Source organism: Solibacillus sp. FSL R7-0668 (assembly GCF_038006205.1).
Classification (GTDB): domain Bacteria; phylum Bacillota; class Bacilli; order Bacillales_A; family Planococcaceae; genus Solibacillus.
Map to the genome: position 1 here is coordinate 3,880,954 of NZ_JBBOUU010000001.1, position 19,390 is coordinate 3,900,343.

Annotated in this window: 20 protein-coding genes; 3 read left to right on the top strand and 17 right to left on the bottom strand. The window is 40.0% G+C overall.

Translation table 11 applies throughout. The features are described from left to right. Positions 1-104 precede the first annotated feature (104 nt). From MKX47_RS19515 to MKX47_RS19540, 6 genes are all read right to left on the bottom strand, one after another. Complete coding sequence (locus MKX47_RS19515) at positions 105-2,546, bottom strand: ATP-dependent Clp protease ATP-binding subunit (protein ID WP_340777456.1); 2,442 nt, start codon at positions 2,544-2,546, stop codon at positions 105-107. Continuing rightward, the gene (locus MKX47_RS19520; protein WP_340777459.1) at positions 2,536-3,636 is read right to left on the bottom strand and encodes a protein arginine kinase; all 1,101 of its coding nucleotides are present in this window, start codon (positions 3,634-3,636) and stop codon (positions 2,536-2,538) included. The genes MKX47_RS19515 and MKX47_RS19520 overlap by 11 nt, the downstream gene beginning before the upstream one ends. Then, entirely contained in the window at positions 3,633-4,169 is a 537-nt protein-coding gene (locus MKX47_RS19525; RefSeq protein WP_340777461.1) for a UvrB/UvrC motif-containing protein, read from the bottom strand. Before MKX47_RS19525 ends, MKX47_RS19520 begins: the two co-directional genes overlap by 4 nt. Positions 4,170-4,181: 12 nt before the next feature. After that, positions 4,182-4,646: a CtsR family transcriptional regulator gene (locus MKX47_RS19530; protein ID WP_340777463.1), complete on the bottom strand. Its 465-nt coding sequence runs from the start codon at positions 4,644-4,646 to the stop codon at positions 4,182-4,184. A 175-nt stretch (positions 4,647-4,821) separates the two neighbouring features. Then, the gene (locus MKX47_RS19535; RefSeq protein WP_340777465.1) at positions 4,822-5,127 is read right to left on the bottom strand and encodes a DUF4870 domain-containing protein; all 306 of its coding nucleotides are present in this window, start codon (positions 5,125-5,127) and stop codon (positions 4,822-4,824) included. A 126-nt stretch (positions 5,128-5,253) separates the two neighbouring features. Then, entirely contained in the window at positions 5,254-5,466 is a 213-nt protein-coding gene (locus MKX47_RS19540) for an acyltransferase (protein ID WP_340777466.1), read from the bottom strand. 178 nt (positions 5,467-5,644) lie between these two features. On the opposite strand from MKX47_RS19540, the gene MKX47_RS19545 reads away from it, so the two are divergent. Further along, positions 5,645-6,958 carry a globin-coupled sensor protein gene (locus MKX47_RS19545; protein ID WP_340777468.1) on the top strand — a complete coding sequence of 438 codons (1,314 nt, stop codon included), beginning with the start codon at positions 5,645-5,647 and terminating at the stop codon, positions 6,956-6,958. 47 nt (positions 6,959-7,005) lie between these two features. Here MKX47_RS19545 and MKX47_RS19550 read toward each other — a convergent pair whose 3' ends face one another. The 5 genes from MKX47_RS19550 to adh form a co-directional block, all read right to left on the bottom strand. After that, positions 7,006-7,494, bottom strand: a complete 489-nt coding sequence (locus MKX47_RS19550) for an acyl-CoA thioesterase (RefSeq protein WP_340777470.1) — start codon at positions 7,492-7,494, stop codon at positions 7,006-7,008. Positions 7,495-7,561: 67 nt separating this feature from the next. After that, entirely contained in the window at positions 7,562-8,989 is a 1,428-nt protein-coding gene (locus MKX47_RS19555) for an aldehyde dehydrogenase family protein (RefSeq protein ID WP_340777471.1), read from the bottom strand. Positions 8,990-9,003: 14 nt separating this feature from the next. Further along, entirely contained in the window at positions 9,004-9,978 is a 975-nt protein-coding gene (locus tag MKX47_RS19560) for a DUF4003 family protein (protein ID WP_340777474.1), read from the bottom strand. Positions 9,979-10,063: 85 nt separating this feature from the next. After that, entirely contained in the window at positions 10,064-10,420 is a 357-nt protein-coding gene (locus tag MKX47_RS19565) for a DUF779 domain-containing protein (protein ID WP_340777476.1), read from the bottom strand. 19 nt (positions 10,421-10,439) lie between these two features. Then, positions 10,440-11,984, bottom strand: a complete 1,545-nt coding sequence (gene adh, locus MKX47_RS19570) for an aldehyde dehydrogenase (RefSeq protein ID WP_340777478.1) — start codon at positions 11,982-11,984, stop codon at positions 10,440-10,442. 299 nt (positions 11,985-12,283) lie between these two features. On the opposite strand from adh, the gene rluF reads away from it, so the two are divergent. Both rluF and MKX47_RS19580 read left to right on the top strand, forming a co-directional pair. After that, positions 12,284-12,988 (top strand): 23S rRNA pseudouridine(2604) synthase RluF, encoded by a 705-nt coding sequence (gene rluF, locus MKX47_RS19575; RefSeq protein ID WP_340777480.1) that lies wholly within the window; start codon positions 12,284-12,286, stop codon positions 12,986-12,988. A gap of 49 nt (positions 12,989-13,037) precedes the next feature. After that, positions 13,038-13,763 (top strand): DUF6904 family protein, encoded by a 726-nt coding sequence (locus MKX47_RS19580; protein WP_340777482.1) that lies wholly within the window; start codon positions 13,038-13,040, stop codon positions 13,761-13,763. An 81-nt stretch (positions 13,764-13,844) separates the two neighbouring features. Here MKX47_RS19580 and MKX47_RS19585 read toward each other — a convergent pair whose 3' ends face one another. The 6 genes from MKX47_RS19585 to MKX47_RS19610 form a co-directional block, all read right to left on the bottom strand. Continuing rightward, on the bottom strand, positions 13,845-14,552 hold the full coding sequence (locus MKX47_RS19585) for an ABC transporter ATP-binding protein (RefSeq protein WP_340777484.1): 708 nt from the start codon (positions 14,550-14,552) through the stop codon (positions 13,845-13,847). 1 nt (position 14,553) lies between these two features. Next, a complete protein-coding gene (locus MKX47_RS19590) occupies positions 14,554-15,330 on the bottom strand; it encodes an ABC transporter ATP-binding protein (protein ID WP_340777486.1) in 777 nt (258 codons plus the stop codon). Beyond that, a complete protein-coding gene (locus MKX47_RS19595) occupies positions 15,327-16,265 on the bottom strand; it encodes a branched-chain amino acid ABC transporter permease (protein WP_340777488.1) in 939 nt (312 codons plus the stop codon). Before MKX47_RS19595 ends, MKX47_RS19590 begins: the two co-directional genes overlap by 4 nt. Before the next feature lie 9 nt (positions 16,266-16,274). Further along, positions 16,275-17,150, bottom strand: coding sequence for a branched-chain amino acid ABC transporter permease (locus MKX47_RS19600; RefSeq protein ID WP_340777491.1), 876 nt, complete (start codon positions 17,148-17,150; stop codon positions 16,275-16,277). 81 nt (positions 17,151-17,231) lie between these two features. Continuing rightward, positions 17,232-18,458, bottom strand: a complete 1,227-nt coding sequence (locus tag MKX47_RS19605) for an ABC transporter substrate-binding protein (RefSeq protein ID WP_340777493.1) — start codon at positions 18,456-18,458, stop codon at positions 17,232-17,234. Between the two features lie 260 nt (positions 18,459-18,718). Continuing rightward, positions 18,719-19,318 carry a class I SAM-dependent methyltransferase gene (locus MKX47_RS19610; RefSeq protein ID WP_340777494.1) on the bottom strand — a complete coding sequence of 200 codons (600 nt, stop codon included), beginning with the start codon at positions 19,316-19,318 and terminating at the stop codon, positions 18,719-18,721. Positions 19,319-19,390: the final 72 nt, after the last annotated feature.

Here is a 19,390-nt window from a genome sequence, read left to right on the forward strand (position 1 = left end):
TTTCTATTGTACACGATTGGGTTAGCATTCACCTAGTCATTCGTCGAAACTGTCCTTTTTAACAAAAAAGAAACGAGGTGAGCTTGCTACTCACCTCGCTTGTATTAATTTGCTACTTTTACTTCTGTTGTTACGGTAAACTCACCATTGCTGTAATCTAATACAACCGGCTGTGATTTGTCTAACGTGCCTTTTAACAACTCTTCAGATAGGCGGTCTTCCACATGTTTTTGTAGTGCACGACGTAATGGACGCGCGCCATATTGTGGATCATAGCCTTCCTCTGCAATTTTCTCTAACGCCGCATCTGTGAATTTCAATTCGATATCTTGCTCTTTTAAGCGTTTCGTTAAGGAATTTGCCATTAAGGCAACAATTTCTTTTAAGTGCTCTTTTTCTAATGAGTGGAACACAATCATTTCATCAATACGGTTTAAGAACTCTGGACGGAATGCCTTTTTCAGTTCTTCTAGCATTGTTCCTTTTGCATCTTTGTTTTTCGAAGCAGCATCTTCTGCGCCAAACCCTACATGCTTACGGAATTTCAACGCCTCTGCACCCACGTTTGAAGTCATGATCACTACCGTGTTACGGAAATCAACTACGCGGCCTTTTGAATCTGTTAAACGACCATCCTCTAACACTTGTAATAAAATATTGAAGACATCTGGATGTGCTTTTTCAATTTCGTCTAATAATACAACCGAATATGGTTTACGGCGAACTTTTTCTGTTAATTGACCACCATCATCAAAGCCTACATAACCTGGAGGTGAGCCGACTAAACGCGAAGTCGAATGTTTCTCCATGTATTCCGACATATCTACGCGAATCATGGCATCCTCATCACCAAACATTACTTCCGCTAATGCACGGGCAAGCTCTGTTTTACCGACACCTGTTGGCCCTAAGAAGATAAATGAGCCGATTGGGCGTTTTGGATCCTTTAGACCCGCACGCGCTCGACGAATCGCGCGAGAAATGGCTTCAACGGCTTCACTTTGACCGACTACACGTTTGTGTAATTCTTCTTCAAGATTTAATAGCTTAGCAGATTCTTCTTGGGCAATTTTCGAAACAGGGATTCCCGTCCACATCGCTACAACTTGTGCAATGTCATCCACACAAACCATTGATTCTTCTTTGCCTTGCTTTTCTTTCCACTCTTTTTTCAATTGCTCTAATTCTAGCTTGATTTTTTGCTCTGAATCACGAAGCGCCGCAGCTTTTTCAAATTCTTGGCTTGATACAGCGGCATTCTTTTCGGATTTAATGCCTTCTAATTTATCTTCAAGCTCTTTTAAATTTGGTGGCACTGTGTACGAGCGTAAGCGTACTTTTGAGCCAGCCTCATCAATTAAATCAATTGCTTTGTCTGGTAAGAAGCGGTCTGAAATGTAGCGGTCTGATAATTTTGCCGCTGCCTCTACAGCTTCATCTGTAATTTTCACGCGGTGATGCGCTTCGTAACGATCGCGTAAGCCTTTAATAATTAAAACCGTTTCTTCGACTGATGGCTCATCTACTTGAATTGGTTGGAAACGACGCTCTAATGCCGCATCCTTTTCAATGTATTTACGGTATTCGTCTAATGTTGTCGCACCGATACATTGTAATTCCCCACGCGCCAGTGATGGCTTTAAAATATTCGATGCATCAATTGCACCTTCTGCACCACCCGCACCGATTAATGTGTGAAGCTCATCGATGAATAAAATAATATTGCCTGCTTGGCGAATTTCATCCATCACCTTTTTCAGACGGTCTTCGAATTCCCCACGATATTTGGTACCTGCAACGACTGTCCCCATATCTAATGTCATAACGCGCTTATCACGTAAAATTTCTGGTACTTCATTGTTGATGATTTGCTGTGCTAAACCTTCAGCAATAGCGGTTTTACCAACGCCTGGCTCCCCGATTAATACGGGATTGTTTTTCGTACGGCGTGATAATACTTCCACAACACGTGTAATTTCTTTTGAACGGCCAATGACTGGGTCAAGTGAACCTTCACGTGCTACAGCCGTTAAATCGCGCGCCAAGCTATCTAATGTAGGTGTATTCACTGCTTGTGTTGACACAGAGCCATTATTGCTGTTTGAGTCGTTATTACCAAGTAGTAATAACACTTGCTGACGTGCTTTATTAATGCTCACACCTGTATTGGCCAATACTCGCGCTGCTACCCCTTCACCTTCACGAATTAACGCCAGTAAAATATGCTCTGTTCCAACATACGCATGACCTAATTTGCGTGACTCATCTAATGATAATTCGATTACTTTCTTGGCACGCGGTGTATAGTGAACGATTGGCCCTACTTCTTCTGTTCCCTTCCCAACAAGCTCTTCAATACCTGATTCGATCATTTGTGGGCTAATATTAATTGCTTCCAATGCTTTTGCTGCAATGCCGCCACCCTCACGAATTAAACCAAGTAAAATATGCTCTGTTCCAATTTCTTTATGCTTTAGGCGAATAGCCTCTTCTTGTGCAAGTTGTAACACCTTTTGAGCACGCTGTGTGAATCGATTAAACATCATATGAATCCTCTCCTTTTTCGCCATCATTACTTGCTTGTTCATTCAATTTTTCTTGTAACAGCTTCGCGCGGTACATATCACGCTCTGTTGCCTGAAGTGTTGCACCGGCATATTGCTGAATAATCCCTGGTTGCATAATTAACATACATTCATTTAACTTACGCTGTGAGATTGGTTCTAATAGTCCTAAACTTACCCCCAGACGCACATTCGATAAACAACTTGCTGCTTCCTCGCTCGTTAAAATTTTGGCATACTTGAGCGTACCTAACGAACGGCTTAAGCGGTCTTCTAAAATAGTCGGTGCACGTAGCAATAAATTTTTGCGCGCTACTTGCTCCTTTTGAATAATTTGCTCGACCACTTTTTCAAGTTCTTGCAAAATCACAGTTTCCGATTTGCCTAATGTGATTTGATTAGATATTTGATAAACATTACCTAAATTATCACTACCTTCTCCATAAATTCCCCGTACAACCATTCCTAATCTTGTCATCATTTGAATTAGAGCATTCATCTGTTTGGTCATAGTTAGCGCGGGCAAATGGAGCATCACTGAAGCACGCAATCCCGTCCCAACATTCGTAGGGCAGCTTGTTAAATAGCCATAACGATCTTCATAAGCATAGGCAATAGACTTACTTAAGTAGCGGTCTACTTTTCTGGCTTCTTCGTATGCTTGCTGCAAATTCATCCCCTGCGCGAGACTTTGAATACGAATATGATCTTCTTCATTTACTAATATGCTAATGGACTCGTCTTCTGTTAAAAAGAACGACCCAATTTTTTGACGACGTGCTAAATTAGGGCTGATTAAATGCTTTTCCACTAATATTTGACGCTGTAGCTGTGGCATATCCTTCACTTTAAAATATGAAAAGTGATAGGGATTTTCTCGATCTATTGCTAATAATGCAGTCATTAATTGGTGTTCGATTTGTTCGGCATCTTGTTCTGTAAAGCTAATTGGAAATCGGACGTTCGCAATATTTCGAGCTAGTCGAATGCGCGTACTAATGACGATATCCGAATCGCTTTCATATTGCATCCAGCTTGGATTGGCATTCGTTAAAAAATGCTCAATGTTCATGCGCGTTCCTCTCCTTGCCCGACTTTACTTTCGAGTGCTCGAATGTCATCACGAAATTTAGCTGCATCTTCAAAGCGTTCTTCTGTAATCGCCTGTTGCTGTAATAAGCGGAGTTCACTTATTTGCTGATTAATTTTTTCCTTTGAGTGCGTTTCTTCTACATACCCCACATGCTTTGTACCTGCTTGAATTTTTTCCAGCAATTGTGGGAGCTGCTCACTAAAGGTTCGATAACAATCACCACAACCAAATTTCCCTTGCTTTAAAAACTGACGATACGTTGTACCACATGTTGGGCATGCCTTTGTTTTTGCTGTGCTTCCCGCTACATTTTCCTTTTTAATAATGGGCACAAAATTAAACCAATTCGTCATGAGCTGCTGTAAGGATGCGGGCTCTTCTTTCATTTCGAATTGAAACGGGTGGAATTGGGCAGCACATACGTCGCAATAATGCCGCTCGATTTGTTGCCCGTTTTGCACTTGCGTCACTGTTACATTCGCATGGCGTTGTTTGCAATGTTCACATATCATGTTAAAACACCTCTATTTTTCAAAAGAAATTGTTTGTAGCATTGCGTGCAATATGCGGGCTCTCACTTCATCACGCACTGGTAAACCCATTCGTAATGTTGTACGATCCAATGCAGCCTTCATAATACTTGCCTCTCGTTCACTGACAATATCTTCGTCTAATAAACGGTAAAGTATGCGTTCCGCGTTTGTTTGTGCAATCGTTTCGCCAATTTGCTCTTCCATTTCGTCTAATAAGTTTTTCTTGGAGTGGATCGTTACACGCAAAATACGAATATAACCGCCACCCCCACGCTTACTTTCTACAAAATAACCATGCTCTGTTGTAAAGCGTGTATTAATGACGTAATTGATTTGTGAAGGTGCACAAGCAAATTGCTTCGCTAATTCATTACGCTTTATTTCAATGTGTCCCTGTCCATTTAATTCAATAACTTCCTTCAAATACCCTTCAATTATGTCAGATATATTCCTCATGCTGTCCTCACCTCTCAACAACTGACTTTGACTATCTTTGACTTAAATATACAATAGCTGTTTTTTGATTTCAAATAATCACTCTCAAAACACTTTGCCCTAATTCACAATAATAAATCCTCAAAATGTAAAAAAGGTCTGCCTAAGAAATAAATCTAAGACAGACCCCTTGTTATTAAACCCAACGTCCAACAATCGGATAATTCCACTCTCGATCTGATAAAGCTTTGATAATCCCAATAATCGGAGCAATCCAGAAAATCGCTAAAAATACGATTAAGAATGGTAAACCAATTAAAAGGAAAGTAAATATGATGGCAATGGCAATGAAAATACCAAAAATCACTTGGAATAATAACGCTTGCATCGCGATACGTTTTACATTGTCCTCAGAACTTATTAAGAAAAATAGAATCGGTACTAAAAACGGAGCGAAAAACGCACTCGCATGGATAATCACTTTTGACCATTTGGATTCCATTTAAAATCAACCTCACTTTTTTTGTTACCTTATTTACGCATGAATGTCACTAAAGTTTCATAAATCGAAAAAAATCTTAGGTTTCTTATACCCAAGATTTATTATAACAATGTGCGTTGAAGCAATTTAGTACGGCCCGCGATCATTTGGATTATCGCCCTCTTGCGGGAATAAGAAATAAGAAATCACAGCGGTTAAAATCGTTGCACCGATTACGATGAAAATACGATCACGACTTCCTACCTCTCGGAAGTTATTCACTAGCATAATGTAAGAAGCAATCGCAACTCCTAAAGAAATTGGCAAGACAAATTTCAAACGCCCTTTATGAAATTTCATTTTTTTCAACGTCCTTTTCTACAAATTGATAGCATCTTTTATCTATTGTTAATCATACAATGCTCCAAAACGAAAGACAAATTTCGGCAAATTTTGAACTTATACTAAAATATTACTGCTATCTCTCTCAAAAAATAGTACTATACTAATGTGAAATACACACGAAATGAGGGGTATTATGGTCAATTGGTTTTCAAAATCATCGAAAGTATCACATCCATCTTTTTTGGATAACACAAAATATGCTCCAAAAACACATGTAGACGTTTCGGATTATCCATCATTACAGCGGCAACTCCAAGTATTAAATCTAACAACGGATGATTTAGCAATTATTAAGCAGCTCGAGCCTTATGCACAAGAGATCATTCCTGTTATGGTAGATCAGTTTTATGAAGCGATTACACTCAGTCCAGAATTAGTAACGATTATAAAAAATACCACACAAATTGAGCGCTTAAAAATTACGCTCCATCGACATTTGGAGGGGATTTTTAAATGTCAAATTGATGCGAATTACATTATGGAACGCCAAACCATTGCACAAGTTCATGTAAGAATTGGCTTGCAATCCAAATGGTATATTGCTTCGTTCCAATCATTGATGAGTACGTTTATCTCATTCATCGAAAAAATTAAAATGCCTCCTCATGAAATGGCTAAAGCAATCAATGCCTTTTCTAAAATGATTAATTTGGAGCAGCAGCTAGTTATTGAAGCATACGAAATGGAAGAGCAACGCATTCGTACAGAGGCAGAAGATATTAAATTACGTTTAATCGATCGTATTCAAACAACAGCTCAGGAACTCAATCAAATTAGTGACGAAACAAATGGCTCGCTACAGGAAATCGTCAATCAATCCGAAGAAATTGCCACAAATACAAAAGAAGGGCTCCATCTCGTGGCTGAAACGGAAGATAAATCAACGACAGGCACGACGTATTTAGTGAATCAAACCGCCATTATGACGACGATATTAAACCGCGTCGATACACTCGAAACCTCGATGATTACTCTACGCGAGTCTTCTCAAAAAATAGCGGAGATTGTAGGACTCGTTACAGGCATTGCCGACCAAACAAACTTATTGGCCTTAAATGCCTCGATTGAAGCTGCACGTGCTGGCGAACACGGAAAGGGCTTTGCTGTTGTAGCAGAGGAAGTCCGTAAGCTCGCAGAAGAAACAAAAAATGCCGTTCAAAATGTGTCGCACTTAATTAATGAAACAGAGATCAATATTTCTCAAATGTCTGCCTCTGTTTCAAGTGTAGACGAGCAAGTAAAAATGAGCGTTGATACACAGAAAAGTTTAGCCGATTCGTTCACATCCATTGCCGAAGCGGTGTCCGGAATCCGAACACAATACGAAAAGACAAATGCAGATATTCATTCAATTACGTCCGTTATTACAGGTCTTACACATACATCCAATCTTGTTTCAACATCATCGGATTCCTTGTTACGTATTGTACATGAATTACATGATTAACAAATAAAGGGACTACCTGAGATAATTCTTGGGTAGTCCCTTTCATTTTATTCGCGGCGTTTTTTGGATAGTGCGCGCTTTTGTTTACGATGCTCTTGGCGAATGGGCCCTGTCTCAAATAAATGACGTTCAAAATCCGTTTCTGGCTCGACACCGGGCACTTCTTTTGGTTTACCCTCTTCATCAATCGCAACCATCGTTACAAATGATTCGGTTGTTAGCCTTTTTGCACCCGTTTTCACATTGCGCGAAACTACACGTACATACACCTCCATTGATGTACGTCCGGTACCTGTTACCATCGCTTCAAGTTCAATCACATCGCCAGCATAAGCGGATGATACAAAGTCTACGGAGTCAAAAGAGGCTGTTACGACCTCCCCCTGTGAATGCTTCATCGCTGCAATGGCCGCTACTTCATCAATATATGCTAAAACTCTACCACCAAAAATCGAATGGTGATGGTTCGTATCAGGAGGTAAAACTAATCGCGTTTGATTCGCTTTAGAATAACTCATTGGATAGGTCGTTTTCATAATCTTCCACCTTTCTTGTCTACACTCCATGTTACTATTTTTGAGCAATGATATACTAGTATAAAAATTAGTAATTTCGCTTCATTGTAATCAACTTTAAGTCCGTCATTTCTTCCACCGCATATTTAATCCCCTCTTTGCCATAACCGCTCATTTTCACACCACCATAGGGCATATTATCCGTTCGGAATGTTGGGATGTCATTAATAATAACCGCACCTGCTTGCAGTTCATCTGCTGCCTTTAATGCATCCATCAAATGATTTGTATAAATTCCGGCATTGAGTGCCAGATCGGTATTATTGACAAATGCGATGGCCTCATCAAGTGTGTCATACGGAACAATCGAGACAATCGGTGCAAATGTTTCCTCACAAACAATTTTCATATCTGGCTTTACATTCACCATCACAGTCGGTGTACAGGTACGTTCTGTAAATTCACCCCCTGTTGCTACTTGTGCCCCTTGTGCCTTTGCTTCATCAATCCAACGTTTAATACGTGCTACCTCATTAGGGTGAATCATCGCACTAATATCAGTGTTGGCATTAAACGGGTCACCTAACACTAATTTTTTCGTCTCTGTTACGAATTTCTGAGTAAACGTCTCATAAATCGCGCGGTGTACATAAATACGTTGAAGGGAAATACAAACTTGGCCAGCAAAGCCAAACGCACCTCCAACACAGCGTTTCATCATTTGATCGAGTTCGGTTGACGGCTCAACAATGACCGCTGCATTCGAGCCAAGCTCTAAAGTGATTTTACGTAAGCCGACTTTTTCCTTTATTTTTAATCCGACTGCACCACTGCCTGTAAACGTCACCTTCTTTACAAGTGGATGCGTTACTAATGTATCGCTTAATTGGCCACCACTGCCCGTAACGATTTGTAGTGCACCATCGGGTAAGCCAGCTTCTTTAAAAATTTCTGCCATTACGAGTGCACTTAATGGCGTTTGTGATGCCGGTTTTAATACGACGGTATTCCCAACCGCAAATGCTGGACCTAATTTATGTGCCACTAAATTAAATGGGAAGTTAAACGGTGTAATCGCGGATATCACGCCTAATGGCACACGTTTCGTAAAGCCGATATAATCTGCCGCGCCTGGAGCTGCATCCATCGGCACCGTTTCACCCGTTAAGTTTTTTGCGGCCTCTGCAGCAAATTGATAGGTCGCAATAGTACGATCTAATTCTCCCAGCCCTGCTGACAATGGCTTGGCCGCTTCCTTTGCTAAAATTTCTGCTAGCTCTTGTTTTCGCTCACGCATAATGGCTACTACTCTATATAAAATTTCTGCGCGCTCATAAGCAGATACCTTTTGGAAGGTTTGAAACGCTTGATGTGCGCCTTCAATGGCACGTTCTACATCTGAAATCGTCGCCTTTGCTATCTGTGCAATGACCTCTCCTGTATAAGGTGCCACAAGTTCTGTCGTTTCCGCTGTTTGTTCCCATATACCATTAATCCATAATTTTGTTTGTTGCATCATTTACACTCCTTTTAAATGAATAAATCAAAAATATCAAATGCGATTGTAAAGCCTGCATCATATAAGAAATCACTCATATTTAAAGCCTGTAAAAATAATAAGCTGTCGTTGAATTGTTGAAGCTGATTGTTGTCAATCAATTGCTGTAGCACAAATTGTGTGGCTGTCATTAAAGCGAGCGAGGGCTCTAACGTAAACATGTTCAATTGCTTCAGTTCATTATTCATTTCCACAATATCACCAAGCACCGCCTTATCCGAGCGTGCCAGTGCAAGCATCGCAATAAATGGATAAAAATTACGTCGCACCTTTATGTTTTCCCTTTTTAAATGTGCTCGAATCGCAACAACATAATCCAGTAGTAATGGCTCAAAATGGACATCATACAATGATAGTAGCTGTGTCATCGCCTGTAGCGCATCCCCGCGCTTAAAGTCATGTTGGACAAGTGCGTCATAATAGCGACGCATCGTCTGACCTTGTAACTGGACATCTGCTTGCTCTCTCGTTAATAAAACCGCATACGGAATATCATCTTTACCTGTCAAAAATTGATGCTGCTTTTTCATCTCATGATACAAAAGCTTGGCACGCTTAGCATGTGCTTCATCAAGTAAAAATAGCGCGGCAATGGATTGATAGCTGCTCCTTGCAAAATCGGCTGCTTCCAAATAACGCTCGTTTTGCGCTACACGCTGGATTTCTTGCTCGGGCTGCTCATGTAAAATCAGATGTGCCGCTACTTTATAGCTGAGAACCGATTTAGTTGATACTGTAGAAAAATACTCTACTAATGTTTGTTTAACAGCCTTTCGTTGCAAGCTTTTCATTTGTGCTTCAAATTGCGTACCGTGAAACGTTTCACGTGAAAACGAATATTGTACGGCTAGTGGCACTTTTATGGCAGCTGTCATGTCTGCACTAAAAAATAGTGATATACTTTCATAGTTTTGCTGAAGTCTGGTAATAAATTGGGTCTTATCCATAGCTTTACACCCCCTAACATTCATTATACGCCTATTTTTTTGCCATGAAAAAAGACTATGCAAAATCGCATAGTCTTTTCATAATTTACAATGAAAGTTGCTCTAGCTCTCCTTTAGTAAATGCCCGAGACCTCGATAAAAAACGCTTTCCTTCCACACCTTCAAGTGAAAACATCCCACCCCGTCCATCTACAACATCAATAATAATTTGGGTATGCTTCCAATATTCATATTGATTTTTGTGCATGTAAAAAGGGCTGCCACCAAGATAACCTAATAAAATATCTTGATTGCCAACAATTAAATCTCCATCAGGATAACACATCGGTGACGAGCCATCACAGCAGCCACCTGATTGATGGAACATAACGGGACCATGACGCGCCTTTAACTTGTCAATTAGCTGCAATGCTTCTTCGGTTGCGACAACACGTTCAACCAAATGGAGCACCTCCTCTTTCTTAGAAGAAGCCTAAGCGGTTTTCATCATAACTTACTAATAGGTTTTTCGTTTGTTGATAATGACCTAACATCATTTTATGTGTTTCACGACCAATACCACTCATTTTGTAGCCGCCAAACGCTGCGTGTGCTGGGTAGGCATGGTAGCAGTTTGTCCATACACGCCCCGCTTCAATACCACGTCCGAAGCGATACGCTGTATTCATATCACGCGTCCAAACACCCGAGCCTAAGCCATATAATGTATCGTTGGCAATTTCAAGTGCTTCTTCTTTTGTTTTAAATGTTGTAACCGCGACAACTGGACCAAAAATCTCTTCTTGGAAAATGCGCATTTTGTTATGACCTTTAAATACTGTTGGCTTAATATAATAGCCTTCTGCTAAATCGCCGCCAAGCTCATTTTTCTCGCCACCAATTAAGCATTCTGCGCCCTCTTCTTTACCAATTTGTAAATAGGATAGGATTTTTTCCATTTGCTCCGATGAAGCTTGTGCACCCATCATTGTATTTGGATCAAGTGGATTTCCTACTTGAATCGCCTCTACACGCTTTAAGACGCGCTCCATAAATTTATCGTAAATGGATTCTTGAATAAGCGCACGCGATGGGCATGTACATACTTCACCTTGGTTCAGAGCAAATAAGACAAAACCTTCTACTGCCTTATCTAAAAAGGCATCGTCTGCATCCATAATATCCTCAAAGAATATATTAGGCGATTTTCCACCAAGCTCTAATGTTACAGGAATTAAATTTTGGGATGCGTATTGCATAATTAAGCGACCTGTTGTCGTTTCACCTGTAAAGGCAATTTTACCGATACGTGGGCTCGATGCTAATGGCTTTCCTGCTTCTAAGCCGAAACCGTTTACAATATTTAAGACACCCGGAGGTAATAAATCACCAATTAACTCAGCTAATACTAAAATGGACGCGGGTGTTTGCTCAGCCGGTTTAAGAACAACACAGTTTCCAGCAGCAAGAGCAGGGGCTAGTTTCCATACCGCCATTAAGAGCGGGAAATTCCAAGGAATAATTTGTCCAACTACGCCAATTGGTTCGTGGAAGTGATAGGCAACTGTATTTTCATCCACTTGGCTTAATGAACCTTCTTGTGCTCTTAATGCACCCGCAAAATAACGGAAATGATCAATCGCAAGTGGCAAATCGGCATTTAATGTTTCACGGATGGCTTTACCATTGTCCCAAGTTTCTGCAACAGCTAACAGTTCTAAATTTTGTTCAATACGGTCTGCAATTTTTAGCAAGATATTACTTCGGACGGTTACCGATGTTGTTCCCCAAGCATCCTTCGCCGCATGAGCCGCATCTAAAGCTAATTCAATATCTGCTTCTGTAGAACGAGCAACCTGTGTAAATACTTTACCTGTTACAGGTGTAATATTATCGAAGTACTCACCATTTACCGGTGCAACCCATTCGCCACCAATAAAATTGTCATAGCGTTCCTTAAAATGTACAAGCGCACCCTCCGTATTTGGATTAGCATAAACTCCTGTTAATACATTAACCTCTGCCATTGAAAATTCTCCCCTTTGCTTTAATAATGTTGATCATACCTACTTACTCTAATTGCCCCTTTACTCATGCTGAAATGAATTCTATTAAAGTAGATATCTTCAACTCTTATATTGTCAGAAAAGTTATATAATTTCAAATATTAAATTGCAATTTACTGAATTTTAAAATTGTTTACAAGTACTCTTCCAAAAATCTAGACACAATTACGGCAAAACATAATGGATATCACTCATATCAATTAACCTCCGAGATGAATTATTGTATACTGAAGATATTCTATTAGTAGGTGGAAAAAATTATGCGTATCAATAAATTTTTAGCAGAAACAGGAATCATCTCTCGTCGTGGTGCAGATAAATGGGTAGAAGACGGGCGCGTAACGATCAACGGTGAGCTCGCAACAAATGGTAGCCAAGTAGAGACAGGTGATAGCGTTTGTGTAGATGGCAAACCCGTGCAACGTGAAGACCAGCTTGTTTACATCGTACTCAATAAACCTGTAGGCATTACAAGTACAACAGAACAACATATTAAAGGAAATGTCGTGGATTTTGTCAATCACCCATTACGTATTTTCCATATCGGGCGTTTAGACAAAGATTCAGAGGGGTTATTATTATTAACGAATGATGGGGACATCGTAAATGAAATTTTACGTGCCGAAAACCATCACGAAAAAGAATATGTCGTACAGGTCGATAAACCGATTACCGATAAGTTTTTACAGGGGATGCGTAGCGGGGTAGAAATATTAGATACTAAAACCCTACCATGTCGTGTTGAAAAAATATCCTCAAATGTATTTAAAATTATTTTAGAACAAGGCCTAAACCGCCAAATTCGTCGTATGTGCTCGGCCCTTGGCTATTCCGTAAAGCGTCTACAGCGCATTCGTATTATGAATATCCGAATCGGCAATTTAAAAGTCGGGCAATGGCGTGATTTAACAGACAAAGAACGAAATGAACTCTTTACACTACTCAACTATACACCCAAGCAATAAGTAAGGCCTCCTAACTGTAGCTTACTTATTGCTATTAGGAGGACAGACCATGCTTACAATACAGCCAACAGAAAACCTAACAGGACTTACAGTAAGTGGGGACTATTGGGATTTAGACGATATCGTCCAAGCCATCCAGGAAATTGTAGGCGAAAAACATCATTATTTTCAATATGAGGGCGCGCGCAAACGACTATTAAAAGTGGGTGCTAAAATACGTGAAGCCTCAAAAGGGGAACATGAAATTCAAGCGGTCGCAAACGGGATTAGTCGAAACGCCATGAAAAAAACACAGACCATTATTCCTGAGCGGAGTGTCTATTATGCGGTCAATCTCCTGTTACCGGAGATGATCTTTGCCGCACTTGCATTTAATGACTTTATCGCACTTTACAAGGAAACCGTGGATGATTCTGAATGGAGCACAGTCACAACATCCATTCGAAAATTCCAAGCACTTATTTCAGAGGCGATTATGCCCTTTATGTCAGAGGAGCATTATCTATTATTTTTAACAACACTTCATACGAAAGCGCCATTGTTCCATCAGTATGCTACACAGTATGTGGATCTGTTAAATCTAGAATATTTGGCACTCACAAAAGAGGTTCGTAGTGAGCAATTAACATCGTTTGCGTTACGTCTATTAGCAGAAGATGAAGCTTATAAAATACTAATGACTCAGTTATTAGGGGTTACCAGTGTATCGAAACAATCGCTCTATGAAGTCGAGCTTACATTAAAATACCCGAATGATGAGGTCATTATTTGGTGATAACGCGAATAAAAGCGAGCCGAACATAAAAGTTCGACTCGCTTTTTAAAGTTGTTCAATCGGTTGTATAATCCGTTAAACCTATAGACCTCCCAGATAAGCTGCCTTTACTTCGTCACTTTCCTGTAGCTCTTTTGCATCCCCTGACAATACAATTTTGCCTGTCTCCAATACGTATGCGCGATGTGCTACTGATAGCGCCATATTGGCATTTTGCTCAACTAGTAAAACGGTTACGCCTTCCTTATTGACCATTTGGATAATATTAAAAATATTTTTTACCATTAAAGGCGCAAGTCCCATTGACGGCTCATCCAAAATAATGAGCTTTGGTTTGGCCATTAAGGCGCGTCCCATAGCTAGCATTTGCTGCTCGCCGCCCGATAGTGTTCCCGATAGCTGCTTGCGACGCTCTAGTAAGCGAGGAAATAGCTCATACACATGCTCTAAATCCTTTTTAATGCCGTCCTTATCTTTACGTAAATACGCACCAAGCTCTAGATTTTCTTCTACCGTCATATTCGAAAAGACGCGACGCCCTTCCGGAACATGTGAAATACCCGCCTTTACAATCGACTGTGCCGCCTTACCATCAATCGCTGAACCTAAATATTCAATCGAACCACGCTTTGGCTTGAGTAAACCCGAAATCGTTTTTAGCAGCGTACTTTTACCAGCACCATTCGCTCCAATTAGCGTTACAATTTCACCTTCATTTACTTCAAGTGAGATTCCTTTTAAGGCTTGAATATTGCCATAGTATACATCGATGTCATTAATTTTTAGCATATTATTCTGTAACCTCCTCACCTAAATAGGCTTCAATCACTTTTGGATTCGAACGAATTTCCTCAGGTGTACCATCCGCAATTAATTGCCCGTGGTCTAGCACATAAATACGCTCACAAATCCCCATTACTAGGTGCATATCATGCTCGATTAAAAGAATGGTTAAATCAAATTCCTTACGAATAAATGCGATTAACTCCATAAGCTCCCGTGTTTCCTGCGGGTTCATGCCAGCAGCGGGCTCATCTAGTAAAAGTAACTTCGGCTTTGCTGCAAGTGCACGCGCAATTTCTAAGCGACGCTGCATTCCATACGGTAAGTTTTTGGCTAACTCATCACGGTAAACGTCTAAACCAAAGATTTTTAAAAAGGCCAGAGACTCCTCTTCCATTTTCATTTCACCTTTAAAGTGACTTGGCAAACGGAAAATGCTCGACATTAAATTATGCTTTGCTAAGCCATGGTTCGCTACCTTTACATTGTCTAACACCGATAGCTCTTTAAACAGACGGATATTTTGGAATGTACGACTAATCCCTTGACGTGTTACTTTATACGGATCAAGTCCGCCAATTGATTTACCGTCAAATGTAATCGTTCCTTCTGTGGGCGCATAAACACCCGTCAACATATTGAATGTTGTTGTTTTCCCAGCACCATTGGGCCCGATCAGTCCGATTAGCTCGCCGTGATTCATGTGAAGGTCTACATTTTGTACAGCCTTTAATCCACCAAATTGAATGCCTAATTGATCTACTTTAAGAAGTGGACTGCTCATACACGAGTACCTCCTTTTTTACCGAACTTGAAGAATTCTGTAATCTCCTTCGTACCAAGCAACCCCGTTGGACGATACAGCATCACTAAAATTAACACTAACGAGTAAATAATCATACGTGTCTCTGGGAAGCCCTGTAAGTAAGTGGACACGATTGTTAATAAAATGGCAGCGATGACAGAGCCAGAAAGACTTCCTAAACCACCTAATACAACAAAGATTAAAATATCAAATGATTTTAAAAATCCAAATGCAGTAGGCTGAATTAAATAATAATTATGCGCATAAATCGCACCAGCAACCCCTGCAAAGAACGAACCAATCGCAAACGCCACTACCTTGTAATACGTTGTGTTAATCCCCATTGCATCGGCTGCGATCTCGTCTTCACGAATTGAAATACAAGCGCGCCCATGACGTGATTTCGTAAAATTCGCAATCACTAAAATCGTTATGAACGTCCCGAAGAACGCATAAGTCCATGTCGATTGGTGTGTAACCGACATCCCCGCTGCACCACCAACATAATCAATGTTTAAAAATACAATACGAATAATTTCAGCAAATCCTAGTGTTGCAATGGCTAAATAGTCACCCTTCAAACGCAGGGACGGTATTCCGACTAAAAGACCCGCAAGTGCTGCAACAACCGCACCGATTAAAATAGCTGTAATAAACGGTAATCCTAATTTCATCGTACAAATGGCGGAAATGTATGCTCCTACCGCTAAGAAACCAGCATGACCAATCGAAAACTGGCCGGTAATCCCAATAATTACATGTAAACTTACAGCAAGCATAATATTAATACACATCGCGATTAGCATGTTTTGATAATAGAACGCGACGAACCCGTTGTTAATTAATAATTGAACAACGACATAAATAACAAGTGCTAGGACGGCATAACCCCAAAAGATTTTTGATTTTTTCATGCTGCTCACCTACACTTTCTCGCGCGTATTTTTCCCGAAAATACCCGCTGGACGAATAATTAAAATTAAAATTAAGATGACAAATGCCGCTGCATCGCGCCATAACGAATAACCAAGTGCTGAAACGATTGTTTCGACAACACCTAATAATAATCCACCAACCATCGCGCCCGGAATAATACCAATACCACCTAATACAGCTGCGATGAATGCTTTAATTCCCGGAAGCATCCCCATTAATGGATCGATACGTGTGTAGTAAATACCAAAAATAACGCCTGCTGCACCCGCTAACGCTGAACCAATTGCAAAAGTTGCAGAAATTGTATTATCTACATTAATGCCCATTAATTTTGCCGCGTCTGCATCATGAGATACCGCACGCATCGCTTTCCCTATTTTTGTTTTATGCACGATGAATTGCAAGACAATCATCAAGAAAATAGAAATTGATAAAATAAAAATCGATAATGTACTAATTTGTACGCCGAAAATTTCGAAATTTGTTTTTGTAAATACATTCGGATAGGCCTCTGGTGATGCACCACGGAAGAAAATCACTGTATATTCAATTAATAATGACACCCCAATGGCTGTAATCAGTGCTGCGATACGTGTAGCATTTCGCAAACGCTTATACGCAACACGCTCAATAATAACGCCGATGACTGCACAGAGAATCATTGCTAAAATAAGTGCTAAAAATACATTCATTTCCCAACGTGCAATTGCATAAAAGCCAATGAAAGCGCCCAGCATGAACACATCACCATGGGCAAAGTTGATTAGTTTAATAATCCCATATACCATCGTGTACCCTAATGCAATAAGCGCATAGATACTGCCTAGCGATATCCCGTTCACGAGCTGTTGAATCCATTCCATACATTTCACTCCTTTTTTTGATTATTGAAGTTCCACCATAAAAAAAGGGAGGCTAGCTCCGCCCCCCTTACTTGTAAATAATTAAGGATTTACTTTAGAGTTGAACTGTTGCTTGCCGTCTACAAATTCTAGAACTGTTGCTGATTTTACTGGGTTGTGGTTTTCGTCAACTGTGAATGTACCTGTAACTAGGCTTAAATCTTTTGTTGCAGCTAATTGCTTTTGGATGGCCTCCCCTGTAATATCCCCTTCAACACGTTTGATTGCATCTACAATAAAGTAAACTGAATCATAGCCTAAAGCGTGGAAGGCATTTGGTGCTTGACCATACTCATCTTTAAACGCTGTAACGAAATCTTGAATTTTTGCATCTGGATCCTCAGATGAATAGTGGTTTGTGATGAATGTATTGTTTAATGCATCCCCACCTGCTAATTCCACTAATTTTGGTGAGTCCCAACCATCAGCCCCCATTAATGGCGCTGTAATACCTGCTTCACGTGCTTGCTTCACGATGATACCTACCTCTTCGTAATAGCCCGGAATGAAAATGAAATCAGGATTTTTTCCTTTAATATTTGTTAATTGTGATTTGAAATCGACATCTTTTGCCACATACGCTTCTTCCGCAACAACTGTCCCACCATTTGCTTCAATCGTTTCTTTGAAGGATGCCGCTAAACCTTTTGCATAATCTGAAGCATTATCCGCAAAGATCGCTACATTTTTCGCTTGTAGCTCTGTTGTAGCGAAGTTAGCTGCCACCGTCCCTTGGAATGGATCGATGAAGCATGTACGGAACGCATAATCATTTACAGAGCCATCGTCATTTACTGTAACGTTAGGTGCTGTTCCAGAGCCTGTTACCATAGGAACTTTATGCTGATTGGCAATTTGCACCGTTGCCACCGAGTTACCAGAAGTTGCTGGTGCGATCATTGCCACTACCTTTTCTTGCTCTGCTAAACGAATCGCTGCAGAAGTTGCTTCCGCTGTTTCTGATTTATTGTCAACTGGAATATACTCAATTTGTTTGCCATCAATGCCACCTGCAGCGTTAATCTCCTCGATTGCTAATTTAGCACCGTCATTAATAGACGAACCGTAAGATGCTACACCGCCTGATAATTCTAAGTTAGCACCGATTTTAATAACGTCCCCTGATGCTGAATTACCCCCACCGCCTGATGAACTAGAACTAGTAGAATCGCCAGAATCATCTGTTCCACATCCTGCTAAAGCTCCCGTTAGCATGGCTGTTGCAATGAATAAAGAACCATATTTTTTCATTTTTTTGTGCTTTGTCATCGTGAAATCCCCCTAGTAAACTTTATAAATGTTTGATATTTCAGATAATTATAATCAATTCTCACATTAATCACAATCTATTTTTAAAATATTCTGAATTAAAACACTATAAGAATCGATTTGTATATTCCAACTTCTGTATTGTAAAACATTTGTAATTTTTAGTCTACTATGATTTTTCTGTAAATTATGTATATTTTGAGTTATTGGAATTTGCAGTCTATTAATCGCTAATAATCTGCAAATTTCCAAACTCCATTTTACTGAATGCGAAAAACGACGAAGCGTTCATTTTCATTGGCTTCATGACGTAATCTAATATTCAAATAAGCATCTAGTGCTAAATCGCGTTGTAAGTACTCCAAGTAATCTGGAGATGGATAATACAAAACAATATCGATTGTACGGCTATATTGCTCATAAGAAGTTAAAACATTGCGCATAAACTCACGAAATACATGAACCGAGAAGGGGTTGAAGAAGAAAAATACTTGATCTTGCTTTGTAATGTCATAGCATTCGGCAATCCCGTTAATGAACTGAATTGGCACATGCTTCTTTCTACTTTTTTTCAAATATTGGGCTTTATTATGCTCTGCCTCCACAAAAAACTTGGCGTCCATTTCAATGCCCTTTACTGGAATACCAAAACGATGGTGAATATAAATCGGCACACGCCCTTTTCCGCATCCAATATCTAAAAAGTGCCCATCTGTTGGCATATCATAGTGCTCAAATAATTGCTCTAATCCACTATACGGAGTGGGTTCGTAGCGATAATATTTCGCCAATTTCGGAAAGCCATATTGGAATCCGATTGTTTCGATATTCAAAAACTTATCAAATTGCTGTTCATTCACCTTATCAAACTCCTCAAAAAACTGTTATAAACTAACTGAAAACTCAACTTTTCTAAGCCGAAAAAGTTGAGT